Source organism: Plantactinospora sp. GCM10030261 (genome assembly GCF_042666615.1).
Taxonomy (GTDB): domain Bacteria; phylum Actinomycetota; class Actinomycetes; order Mycobacteriales; family Micromonosporaceae; genus KBS50.
This window is the reverse complement of record NZ_JBHTDD010000015.1, coordinates 60,623-72,626: the sequence shown is the minus strand read 5'-3', so window position 1 is coordinate 72,626 and position 12,004 is coordinate 60,623. Positions and strand designations below refer to the sequence as shown.

The window sequence follows — 12,004 nt, the reverse complement described above, 5'->3', positions numbered from 1 at the left end:
CGGCAGCCAAACGGTCTGCCGTCATCCGGGACGGCCGACTCCTCGGTACCGAGGCCGGGCCGGGCGCAGATCTTGGACAGGTTCCGTCTTCTGAACGGAACCTGTCCAAGATCGGGGCGGAACAGGCGCGGGGGACGGCATTCGCGGCGGCGGTGCGGGCTGCGGACCGCTGCGGGCATGATCAGGCAGGGCCCCTGCGGCCTTCCCGCCGCAAGCTCGCACGGCCATCCCGCACGGCCATCCCGCCACCAGCCCACGCGGCCTTCCCACCAGCACGGTCCCACCAGCCCGCGAGGCCATCCGCCAGCCCGCGACCTCCGTCAGCCCATGACCTGCCAGCGGGCCAGGTTGTGCCGGGCGTCCACCAGGGCATCATGCCGGTCGGCGGCGGCTTCGGGCAGCGCCGGCCGGCCCCGGTCGTCCCAGAGTTGTCGCAGGTCCTTCGTGAACCGGGGCAACGCCCGGGGCAGCGCGGGCATGGCGCCCCACAGCTGGGCGAGCGCCACGTGGTCGTACGCGGCGTACCAGGCCCACAGCTCTATCCTCTGCGCCGGCTGGTCCCGCAGCGGTTCGGTCAGGAACTCGTACAGGTCGTCCCGGATGCGCTCCCTGGAGCGCCACGCCGGGTCAGCCGGCGAGGGAAGCTTGTCCAGCACGTTGCGGCGTACCCAGGGAATGGCCCGACGATCGTCGAACTCGGTGGACACGGCGTAGAACTCACGCCCGAACTCGTCGACGACGCCGATCGACACGAGGTCGATGATCCGGCCGTCCTCGACGAACTCGCAGTCATAGAAGTAGCGGTACACCATCACCGCCATCCTGAACCACGCCTCGGGGCCGGCACCGGGCGGGGGCCACGTCGGTGGCCCACCCGCCCGGCCGCGCGGTGACCCGTCCCGGCAACGGACCACCGGTCCGAGCCGGTCAGCCGGCGGGTCCCCCGGCCCGCCGAGCCGTTCCGGCGACGGATCACCCGGCCTCCCCAGGCCGACGCGCGATCGACGCGGGGCGTCGGTGGCCGACGCTCCGCCGACGCCCCCGCGAGTTCGGTCCGCCGCGGTCGGCCGGAGGAAGCACCCCCGCCCCCACTCCGGCCGACCGCGGCGCCCCGCGACCTGATCCGCCCCGGCCCCCGTGATCCCCCCGACCCGGTGCGAATCTGCAGATCATCGTGCCCTTCGCGGAGTTCTCTAACTGTCACAGAAATGATTCGAGGGGTGTACAGCACGCGACATGACAGTCATGATCTGATGGGTAACGCTGCCGGGCGGGAATCCGGTATCAATGCAGTCCGTGACCGACGTGTGGGGTCCGGAACGGCTGCGGGTCCGTACCGGGGAGGGGTTGGGCCGTGGAAGGACGCCTACCGGAGCCGGGCGACGCGCTCGCCGGTGTCGACATGTTTGCCGGCTTGGAGCCGGAGGCACGGCAGCGGGTGATCGCCGCCGCGGTGCCACGTACCTACCGCAAGGGTCAGTTGCTGTTCGTGGAGAACGACCCCGGCGAGTCGTTGATCGTGTTGCGGCGCGGGGCGGTCGCCGTCTTCCGCACGGCACCCACCGGCGAGCGGGCGATCCTCACCGTGATGCGTCCACCGGACGTGCTGGGTGAGGTGTCCCTGCTGGACGCCTCGACCCGCTCCACCTCGGCCGAGGCCATCGAGGACACCGCCGCGCTGGCGCTGAGTCGGGGCGCCTTCATGGAGCTGGTGCATTCCAACCCACGCATTCTCGACGCGGTGATGCGCTCGCTCGGCGGCCTGATCCGGCGGCTCACCGAGCAGAACGCCGACCACGTCTTCCTCGATCTGCCCGGTCGGGTCGCCAAGACGTTGGTCCGGCTGGCCGGCGAGAGCCAGGCCCCCATGATCACGATCGAACTCAACCAGAGTCAGCTCGCCGAGATGGCGGGCGGCTCGCGGCAGAGCGTGAACCAGGCGATCGGATCGTTCGCCAGCCGCGGCTGGTTGCGTACCGAGGGGCGTCGCATCGTGGTCACCGACGTCGGGGCGTTGCGCCGGCGGGCGGGGATGGTGGACCGCTAACCCGCCGAGCCAAGCCGGCAGGACCTCGTCGACCGGCCGGCGCAACCGGACCGCTCCGAGCACACCGCTCCCGCCGACCGGCAACGCCGCAACCGGCACGGCGATGCCGGCCGCCCCCGCGAGGTAACGGCCGGCATCCGGAAACCTAGTCCCTGGGCGGCGCGGTCGGTCCGGGACCGATGCGCTGGATCTCGCTGTCGTCCTTGGGCGGCGCCGTCGGTCCGGGGCCGATCCGCTCCGGGTCGTTCTTCTCGGTCTTGCCGTCGCCGCTCTTCACTTCTTCAACCACGCCCTGCTCCTCCAGTTCCGCGAGGGTGACCGCGTCAATGTCGACCATGTCGCCGGCCGCGTACACCGCACCGCTCCGATCGGTCCAGGCCGACGCCAGTCGAACGTACATTGGTGGGCTCCTCAAGGTGAACTTCCTTCAAGCGGAAAGGCTAGCGACGGAGCCCCGCCGACCAAGCGATGGTCGGATTGGCGACCGGTCGCTTACCCGACGCTGAGCCAGCCCGACATACTCTGAACCATCCAGACACACGTGACCGTCCCGACGCGCCATGGAGCGACGACATCAGCGTGAGATGCCCCGACTGCGAACGCGCCGCCGGTCCGGAGGACCGATTCTGTGGCGGCTGTGGCAAGAGCCTCGCTCCCCGGTGCATCCAGTGTGGACATCAGAACGACTTCGACGTCCGATTCTGCACCCGGTGCGGCCAGCCGCTGGTGGACGCCGGGCCGGTGGCCCAGGAGGACCGGCGCCAGGTCAGCGTGCTGTTCATCGACATCGCGGACTTCACCGCCTACGCCGAACGCACCGATCCCGAACAGGCCCGAAGCCTCCAACAGGGATACTTCTCGACCGTCCGGCGGCTCGTCCGCCAGTACGGCGGAGTCGTCGAGAAGTACATCGGGGATGCCGTGATGGTCCTGTTCGGAGCACCGGTCGCCACCGACAACGACGCGCTGCGCTGCGTGCGGGCCGGTCTGGAGCTGCAACGCGTACTCCCCCGGCAGACCGCTCCCGGGCAACCCACGCTCGGCTTCCGGGTCGGCGTGGCCACGGGCGAGGCGCTTGTCGACCATGCCGCGGCACGCGACGGCGGGCAGGCGTTCGTCACGGGCGACGTGGTCAACAGCGCAGCCCGGTTGCAGGCCCTGGCCCCCACCGGCGGGGTGGTCGTCGACGAGGCCACCTACGCCGCCACGCAACGCGAGATGGAGTATGCCGAACAGGAGCCGGTGGTGTTGCGTGGCCGTTCCGCGGTGAGCCGGGTGTGGCTGGCCACCCGGGCCCGCCCGCGCGACGAGCTGTACGCGACCGAGCTCGCCCCGATGGTGGACCGCGACCACGAGCGAGGGCTCCTGGTCAACGCCCTGCACCGGACCGTGCACGAGGGCGTACCACAGCTGGTGACGGTTTTCGGGCCCGCCGGCGTCGGCAAGAGCCGGCTGCTGCGCGAGCTGGCCCGGCACGCCGCGAGCCTGCCCGGCCGGCCGGTCGGCTGGTGGGTCGGGCACTGCCCACCGTTCGGCGAGAACGTCACCTACTCCGCGCTGGCCGACATCGTCAAGGCCTGGGCTGGCATCCTGGACAGCGACGACGAGCTGACCCGGGCCCACCGGCTGCGGACCCGGCTGTCCCGGCTCCCGGGGGGCCACCTGGGATCCCTGGCCGACGCGCTGGCCCCGCTCGTCGGGGTACGGGGCGAACGACTGGGCCCCAGCGAGACGGAGTACGCCTGGCGACGCTTCCTGCTCGCCCTCGCCTCGTCCGGTCCGACCGTGCTGGTCTTCGAGGACATGCATTGGGCGGACCAGCCGATGCTGCACTTCATCGAGCAGTTGGGGGCGGTCGCCCGACGGACCCCGCTGCTGGTGATCGCCACCGCCCGCCCCGAGTTGCGGGAGCAGCAGCCGGCCTGGACCAGCGCGATCAGCGGCGCGATCTCCATCTCCGTGCCACCGATGCACGACTCCGACATCGCGCGGCTCTACGCCCTGCTGCTCGGTCAGGCCACGCTGCCGCAGGACGCCCTCGGCCCGCTCGTGGAGTTCGCCGACGGCAACCCCCTCTACGCCCAGGAGTACACCCGGATGCTTGTGGACGAGGGTCTGCTGCGGCATGCCGGGGGCGCCCTCGCCGACGTGGAGGGCTCGTTGATGCCGCGTACCGTGCAGGCGGTGATCGCCAACCGGCTGGACCTGCTGGAGCCGGCCGATCGCACGGTGCTGCAGGCCGCCGCGGTGGTGGGGGTCCAGTTCTGGCCGGGTGCGATCGCCGCCGCGCTGGGTCGCTCGACGGAGTGGGTGGAACGGTCCCTGGACCGCCTCCAGCAGCGTGACCTGGTTTACGAGCAGCCGACCTCGACGATGGCCGCACAACCGGAGTACCGGTTCCGTCACGTGCTGGTGCGGGACATCTGCTATCAGCGGCTTCCCCGCACCGAGCGGGTGGCTCGGCACCACCGGGCCGCCGACTGGCTGGAGCAGGTTTCCGAAGGCCAGCAGAACGACCTCACCGAGGTGCTCGCCAACCATCGGTGGACCGCGCACGAGATCGCCCGGACGATCGGCATCGACCCGACGCCGTACGCCCAACCGGCGCGCGACGCGTTGACGCGGGCGGCTCGGCGAGCGTACGCGCTGCACGCCCTGGACGCCGCCAAGACCCTGCTGGACCGGGCGCTACGGCTGGACCTGCCGTCGAATCTCGGACTCGATCTCTTCGCCGCGGAGGTGGCCCTCTACCAGGACAGCGACGCGTTCCTCAGCGACGACGGCAGCAAGCGGCTCCGCGAGTTGGCCGATCGGCTCGCGGCCGCCACCGATCCGGTGGGCGCGGCGCGGGCCTGGACCCTGCTCGGCACGGCCGCCTGGCGCCGGGCTGACCGGACCGAGACGCTGGCCTGCCTGGATCGGGCGATCTCCCTCTACCGGAACCTGCCGGCCTCGGCGGAAAAGGCGGAGGCGATGCTCGAACTCGCCCGGACCCACATGATCAACGCCGAGACCGAGCAGGCCTGCGCGACCGCCCAGGCGGCCGTGGAACTCGCCAACGAACTGAAGTTGTCCGAGGTGGCGGCGAACGCTCGGATCACCCTGGCCACCGCGCGTTACATGGCCGGTGCGGCGGAGGCGATCGACGAACTCACCGACATCACCGACCATTGCCGATCGCTCGAACTGAGCAGCAGCCGCCGGGCCCTGGGCAACCTGGCCTGGGCGTTACAGGAGGAGGGCGACCTGGCCGGTTCCACCCGGTTGATCCAGGAACAATCCGCCATCGACGTGGGCGGTGGGCATGGCCTGGCCATCGGCTTCGCCGAGCAGTTCACCCACGCCTACTACGCGGGCGACTGGGCGGCGTCGATGCGGGCGGTGGCGGAGTTCACCAGCCGGCCGACCGCCGAGTGGGACCTGCACATCGTCGCGGTCTCCGGTTGGATGCGGGTGCTGCGCGGTGACCCCCCGCCGGCCGGGGTGGACGACGAGGTCGACCGGGTGCTCAGCGCCGCCCGGCGCAGCGGCTTCCACCGGGTGGTCTGCTCGACGCTCGCCCAGGCCGCGCTTTGCCGGGCCGTGCAGGGCCGCGCCGATTCCGCGCTGGAGCTGCTCGCCGAGCTGGCCGCGGACTGGCGGCAGACGAGGATGATCGCGTTCATGGAGTGGGTGGCCGCGGCCGGGCACGCCACCGCGGTCCTCGGTCCCCCGGCCGCCGAGCTGTTGCGGCAGATGCTGGATCGGGCTCCCCGCGCCACCCCGTGGGCGCGCGCCGCCCGGTACGCCACGGACGGGGCGCTGGCCACCGCCGCGGGCGAGCACCGAGCCGCCGGCCGCGCGTACGCCAGCGCCGCAGAGATCTATGCCGCGATGCCGGACCGCACGGACGAACTCCTGGCCACGGCGTTCTCGGTGGCGGCGCGGGGCCGGGCGGACGCGGCCAGGACGGCGGACAAGGCGGACCTGGTACGGGCGGATGCGGCCGGGACGGCGGACAAGGCGGACCTGGTACGCGAGTTCGCCGGCCGCAACCACGCCCCCGGGCTGCTCCGGCTCGCCGGGCTGACCCGGGCCTGAGGGAGGTCGGCCCGCGGGTGCTCAGGCGGGGATCGGCTCGGTCGGCTCCCGCGCCGGGCCGGTCGCTGTCCGGGCGAGGTGGTCCTTCACCTTCTGCGCGTACGTGTCGACGTACTCGCGCCCGGACAGCTCCATCAGCTCGTACATGATCTCGTCGGTGATCGCCCGCTCGACGAACCGGTCGCCGGCCGCGCCCGCGTACCGGGAAAAGTCCAGCGGCGCGCCGAACCGGATCCGGACCCGCTGGATGCGCGGGATCAGCTTGCCCGGCGGTTGGATCTGGTCCAGGTTGAGCATCGCCACCGGGACCACCGGGGCCCCGCTCTCCAGTGCCAGCCGGGCCACCCCGGTCTTGCCCCGGTAGAGCCGCCCGTCCGGCGAGCGGGTGCCCTCCGGGTAGATGCCCGCCAGCCCGCCCCGGCGGAGCACCGCCAACTGGGTGTCCAGGGCCGCGCGGGCGGCCTGGCCACCCGACCGGTCGACCGGGATGGTGCCGGCCCCTACGAAGAACATCTTCGTGAGCCAGCCCTTGAGCCCTTTACCGAGGAAATATTCGGCTTTGGCGACGAACGTCACTTTTCGCTTGACCATCAGCGGCATGAAGATCGAGTCGGAGAAGGACAGGTGGTTGCTCGCGAGGATCGCCGGCCCGGTGGCGGGCACGTACTCCAGTCCCTCGACCCGCGGCCTGAAGATCAATCTGAGCCAGGGACCAAGGATGACGTACTTCATCAGCCAGTAGAACACCGTTGTCCCTCCGAGGCTCCCGCCAACCGCCGCAGGACGGCCCGGCGCCACACGCGGGACGCATATGGCGGTGCGGACCGTCGCCGTCGAGCCTACGAAGCGGGTACGCCGCGCCACAACGCACTCCCGGAACCGGTGGTGGCCGTGTCACGATTCAAGGCACGGCGGTCGGCGTGGACGCGGGTCGCGGCGGGCGGGGACGAACGGGCGCGGACGCGCCGGCGAGGAGGGGGTGTCGGTGTCAACTGGTGGGGCCCGGCGGGGCCGGCGCGACAACGGGCTCGACGCGTCCGAGTACGCGGTCGCCGGTGACGTGGACCCGCGGGTCGGGGAACACCTGCTCGACGTGCTGGCGGCGGGTGGCATCGCCGCGTACCTGCAGCCCTCGGCGGATCTCAACCCGGTGACCCGGACCACCACGGTGCCCGCCCGGCCGGTCGACCGGCTCTATGTCGACCGGGTCCATCTGGCCACCGCGCGCGACTACCTCAGCCAACTCGCCGACGAGGGTGGCGCGCCGCCGCCCCGGGGTGACGGGGGCGATCCGGACGTGGACGCCGAGTGGGAGAAGATCATCGCGGGTTATCACCTGGACGCCGGTGCCGCGCGGCCCTGGCCGGACGCGGAGGACGTGTCGGCCGGCGAGGAGCGGCCGGCCAACGAGGCGGCCGTCGGAACCCCGAGTCCCGGTGAACCAGCCGGGCGGCGTCCCCAGGGCGACGGGACCGAGCCACCACCCGTACCGGCCACCTCGGCGACCGACCCGCCGAAGCCGACCGTTCCCCCGCCCCCCGGTGGCCGGCGGCTCACCTCGGCCACCCACGTCTCGGGGATCTCGGTCGACGACGGCCGCACCGTCGACGGACCGTCCCTGCTTGACGGTCTCGACACCTTCGGTGCCGACCTGCCCGACGGCCCGGAGGACGGTTACACCCCGCCGCCACCGCCTCCGCTGCCGCGACCGTCCGGGTACACCGTGGTCGGCGTGCTGGCGATCGTGCTCGGCTTCGCCCTCTTCCTGTTTCCGACGGCGCTGCCGGTGGACCCGACGATCGCCCAGGTGCTCGGTTTCGGCGGCATCATGGCCGGTTTCGTCACGCTCGTCTGGCGGCTGCGTCCGGGCGACGACGACCCGGATCCGGACGACGGCGCCGTCGTCTGACCGTTGGCGGGCAGGATGGCGACGACCACCGCCTCGACGACCACGCCCGCGGATCGACCTCGACGGTGCGGTGACACGCACGTCGCGACACCGACCACCGGCGCAATGAGCACTCAGTCCGGTGGGGTACCACCGGTTCCGCGCCGTGCGGTAATAATCGCGTAACGTCCGGTAGGTAGAAATACTGTTGGTAGCCGCTGTCATCCCCTCCGTCGCCGGCCTGCCGGCGCCCCGAACCCCTCGCGAGGTGCCATCGATGCGCCCACGCTCGCTCGTTGTGGTGGCCAACCGCCTGCCGATCGACGACAGCGTGCCGGACGGTGCCTGCGAGTGGCGGCGAAGCCCGGGCGGTCTGGTAAGCGCCCTGCATCCGCTGCTGCGCCGGCAGCCGGCCACCTGGGTCGGCTGGGCCGGTCGGAGCGGACCCGCCCCCAGCCTGCCCGACATCGACGGCGTCCGGATGGTCACGGTCCCGCTGTCCGATGAGGACATCCGGGACCACTACGAGGGCTTCGCCAACGCCACCCTCTGGCCGCTCTACCACGACGCCGTCGAGCAGCCGACCTATCACCGGCGCTGGTGGGAGGCTTACCGGCGGGTCAACCAACGGTTCGCCGACGCGGCGGCGGAGGTCGCCGACCCGGAGGCTGTGGTCTGGGTCCAGGACTACCACCTGCAACTCGTCCCGGCGATGCTCCGCGAGCGTCGGCCCGACGTGCGGATCGGCTTCTTCCTGCACGTGCCGTTCCCGCCGCCCGAGCTGTTCATGCAGCTTCCCCGCCGCGACGCACTGCTCACCGGGCTGCTCGGCGCCGACCTGATCGGTTTCCAGCGCCCCCAGGCCACCCACAACTTCGCCCAGCTCGCCGCCCGCCTGTTCGACCTGCCCGCGACCGACGAACGGATCACCGTCGGCGACCGGGCGGTGCGCACCGGCGCCTTCCCGGTCTCCATCGACATGGCGGAGATGGCCACGCTGGCCAACCAGTCCGAGGTGATCGAGCGGGCCCGACGCTGGCGCGGCGACCTCGGCCACCCGAGGCACGTGGTGCTGAGCGTGGACCGGATGGACTACACCAAGGGCATCGAGCAGCGCCTCAAGGCGTACAGCGAACTGCTCGCCGACGGGCGCGTCAAAGTCCACGAGACGGCGCTCGTCCAGGTCGCCATGCCCAGCCGCGAGCGGGTGGGGCACTACCAGGTGCTCCGTGACCGGGTGGAGCGGGAGGTCGGCCGGATCAACGGCGAGTTCGGCCGGGTCGGCGAGCCGGCCGTCCACTACCTCACCCAGCCGTTCAACCGGGCCGAACTGGCGGCCCTCTACCGGGTGGCGGACGTGCTGGCGGCAACCCCACTTCGGGACGGGATGAACCTGGTGGCCAAGGAGTACGTCGCCGCCCGGGTCGACGACACCGGCGCCCTCCTGCTCAGCGAGTTCGCTGGCGCCGCCGTCGAGTTGACCCATGCGTTCCTCGTCAACCCGCACGACCTGGACGGGTTGAAGCGCACCCTGCTGACCGCGCTCCAGACCCCGCCGGCGGAACTGCGCATCCGCATGCGGGCCATGCGGAGCCATCTACGCACCCACGACATCCGGGCGTGGGCCCGTGCTTACCTGACGGCACTTGACGAGACCGGCGGACTGGCCGCCCGGCTCACCGCCGACTGAGCGATGCCCGGCCGGCGACGCGCCCTCACCGCCGGACGAGGTCCGTGGTGGGCGCCTCCTTGTCCAGCCAGTCGAGGATCGCGTCGATCGGCTCCGCCCAGCCGACATCCAGCATCATTGCGTGTCCCATGCCGGGGAACAGCAACGGCGCCGTGCCGTGCCTGCCGGCCGCCGCGGACAGCGCCGCGGGCGACACGACCCGGTCGTCCGGGCTACCGAGCACCAGCACCGGCGGACCACCGACCGCGGGTTCGTCGGTAGGTCGGCCGAGCAACTGCCACTGGGCTCGCCAACCGGCCCGACCGAGCCGGTCCAGGTAGGCCCGCGCTGTCGCCTCCGGCAGGTCACGGCTGAACAGCTGGCGACGGTTCAGGCGCAGCCCGCCGCCGAACAACGCTGGCACCGTACCGGCCGGATTGCGGCGCAGCGCCGTGCCGAGCGTGCCCCAGCCCCCGAGCACCGGGGCCACCAACACCGCCGCCCGCGCCGGATACCGGGCCAGCGCGTGCTCCACGATCCGGGCGCCGGCGCCGTGCCCCACCAGCACCGCGCGCCGCGGCAGGCCCGCCGCCACCTGGACCACGTCATGCGCATACGCCCGCAGCGTGGCGTCCGGCGCCGGGTCGCTCTCGCCGTGCCCGCGCGGGCTCAGCGCGTACGCGGGGAAACCGCGACCCGCGGCGTGCTCCAACCAGTGCGCGGCGAACGCCCAGGCACCGTGCCCGAAACCCGGCACGAACAGCACTGGCGGGCGGTCCTCGTCCTGCCGGGGTAGGGCGCTGCGCACCTCACGGCGCACCGGCGGCACCGGACGGGCCCAGTCCCGCGACCGCATGATCTGAAGTCGGTTCCCCGTCATGCCGGCACCCCCAGCTCGTCCAGCGCCCGCTGCAACGCGCGCATGTATTCCACGTGGCTGACCTCGAACCAGTGCCGGGTGCTGTCCTTCACCCGAGCCTCGTGCCAGCGGCGGTCCGCGTCCGCGTCGATCCGCCCGCCGAACGCCCGGGCGCGCTCCGGGGCCCGCTCCCGCTGCCGCAGATATCGCGCGATCAACACGCTCTGCCAGTGCGACAGGGGGAAGATGCCGGAATCCGGCTGCACCAGGCCCACCACGGCCAGGGTCGGATGGCGGCGCGGGAAGGCGTTCAGATACAGCGCCGGCCGGCCGGACTCGTCGGCGCCGAGGATTCCCTGGTCGAGGAAGTCGAACGTGGGTAGGTAGCCGGTCGCGAAGATGACCAGATCCGGCTCGATCTGCCGACCGTCGCTGAGCACCACCTGGGCCCCGTCGAACCGGGTCACCTCCGGCACCGGCGCGATCTCCCCGTGGCCCACGTAGTAGACGAGCTGGCTGTTCGCGATCGGGTGCGTCTCGTACACCTTGTGGTCCGGCCGGGGCAGGCCGAACCGGGTGAGATCGCCGACGGTCAGCTTCAGCAGTCGGTGAAACAACCACTGGCGCAGCCACAGCGGCAGCCGGTACCGGTGCGCCGTGTCGTTCACCTGGTCGGCCGGGCGACCCAACACGTACTTCGGTGCGTACCAGTAGCCGCGGCGGGTGGAGTGCCAGCACCGGGCCGCCTGCTGCGCCGCCTCCACGGCGATGTCACAACCGGTGTTGCCGGCGCCCACCACGAGCACCCGCTTGCCGCGCAGCTGCGCCGGATCCTTGTACGCCGACGCGTGCAGTACCTGACCGCGGAACCCGTCCAACCCGTCGTACGCCGGTATCTTGGGCGACCAGTTGTGGCCGTTGGCGACCACCACGGCGGCGTACCGCGAGGTGCGCTCGGCGCCGTACCCGCCGGTGCTGCGGGTGGTGACATACCACCGGTCGTCCCCCGCCGGCTCGACCCGGATCACCTCGGTGCCGAACCAGATGTGCCGGCGCAGGTCGAAGTGGTCGGCATACCGCTCGAAATAGGACAGTAGCTGGGCGTGGTGCGGATAGTCCGGCCAGGTGTCCGGCATCGGGAAGTCCGGATACTGGGTGAACGGCTTCGACGAGATCAGGTGGGTGCTCGCGTACACCGGGCTGCGGTCGTGCCGCCAGTTCCAGATGCCGCCGATCCCGGTCTCGCGTTCGTAGCAGTCCACCCCGAACCCGTACTCGGTGAGGTTCTTGACAGCGGCGAGCCCGCTGGCGCCCGCGCCGATGACGCACACCGTGTCGCCCCGGTCGTACACCTGACGGCCGTCGGCGGGCGCGGCGGCGCCGGGCTCCGGGCCGGTGTGGTCGGTGGAGGTGGACACCCCGGATCTCCCTCGTATCGATGTAAGGAAGGGCCCTTGTTAC

The 12,004-nt window shown here is 71.9% G+C and carries 9 protein-coding genes; 4 read left to right on the top strand and 5 right to left on the bottom strand.

Going from position 1 to position 12,004, the window contains the following annotated elements; all coding sequences use genetic code 11:
• Nucleotides 1–320: 320 nt before the first annotated feature.
• The gene (locus ACFQUZ_RS18850; RefSeq protein ID WP_377444038.1) at nt 321–812 is read right to left on the bottom strand and encodes a polyadenylate-specific 3'-exoribonuclease AS; all 492 of its coding nucleotides are present in this window, start codon (nt 810–812) and stop codon (nt 321–323) included.
• Nucleotides 813–1,354: 542 nt separating this feature from the next.
• Between ACFQUZ_RS18850 and ACFQUZ_RS18845 the strand changes: the two genes are divergently transcribed.
• Nucleotides 1,355–2,047, top strand: a complete 693-nt coding sequence (locus ACFQUZ_RS18845; protein ID WP_377443872.1) for a Crp/Fnr family transcriptional regulator — start codon at nt 1,355–1,357, stop codon at nt 2,045–2,047.
• 145 nt (nt 2,048–2,192) lie between these two features.
• On the opposite strand, the gene ACFQUZ_RS18840 is transcribed toward ACFQUZ_RS18845, so the two are convergent.
• On the bottom strand, nt 2,193–2,447 hold the full coding sequence (locus ACFQUZ_RS18840) for a hypothetical protein (protein WP_377443870.1): 255 nt from the start codon (nt 2,445–2,447) through the stop codon (nt 2,193–2,195).
• Nucleotides 2,448–2,626: 179 nt separating this feature from the next.
• Here ACFQUZ_RS18840 and ACFQUZ_RS18835 point away from each other — a divergent pair, with 179 nt between their 5' ends.
• The gene (locus tag ACFQUZ_RS18835) at nt 2,627–6,127 is read left to right on the top strand and encodes an adenylate/guanylate cyclase domain-containing protein (protein ID WP_377443868.1); all 3,501 of its coding nucleotides are present in this window, start codon (nt 2,627–2,629) and stop codon (nt 6,125–6,127) included.
• Between the two features lie 21 nt (nt 6,128–6,148).
• Here ACFQUZ_RS18835 and ACFQUZ_RS18830 read toward each other — a convergent pair whose 3' ends face one another.
• On the bottom strand, nt 6,149–6,874 hold the full coding sequence (locus ACFQUZ_RS18830; protein ID WP_377443866.1) for a lysophospholipid acyltransferase family protein: 726 nt from the start codon (nt 6,872–6,874) through the stop codon (nt 6,149–6,151).
• 238 nt (nt 6,875–7,112) lie between these two features.
• Between ACFQUZ_RS18830 and ACFQUZ_RS18825 the strand changes: the two genes are divergently transcribed.
• Entirely contained in the window at nt 7,113–8,036 is a 924-nt protein-coding gene (locus ACFQUZ_RS18825) for a DUF308 domain-containing protein (protein WP_377443864.1), read from the top strand.
• 256 nt (nt 8,037–8,292) lie between these two features.
• Nucleotides 8,293–9,705: a trehalose-6-phosphate synthase gene (locus ACFQUZ_RS18820; RefSeq protein ID WP_377443862.1), complete on the top strand. Its 1,413-nt coding sequence runs from the start codon at nt 8,293–8,295 to the stop codon at nt 9,703–9,705.
• A gap of 25 nt (nt 9,706–9,730) precedes the next feature.
• Here the strand turns inward: ACFQUZ_RS18820 and ACFQUZ_RS18815 are convergent, their stop codons facing one another.
• Nucleotides 9,731–10,564 carry an alpha/beta hydrolase gene (locus ACFQUZ_RS18815; protein ID WP_377443861.1) on the bottom strand — a complete coding sequence of 278 codons (834 nt, stop codon included), beginning with the start codon at nt 10,562–10,564 and terminating at the stop codon, nt 9,731–9,733.
• On the bottom strand, nt 10,561–11,961 hold the full coding sequence (locus tag ACFQUZ_RS18810; protein WP_377443859.1) for a flavin-containing monooxygenase: 1,401 nt from the start codon (nt 11,959–11,961) through the stop codon (nt 10,561–10,563). The genes ACFQUZ_RS18815 and ACFQUZ_RS18810 overlap by 4 nt, the downstream gene beginning before the upstream one ends.
• Nucleotides 11,962–12,004 lie beyond the last annotated feature (43 nt).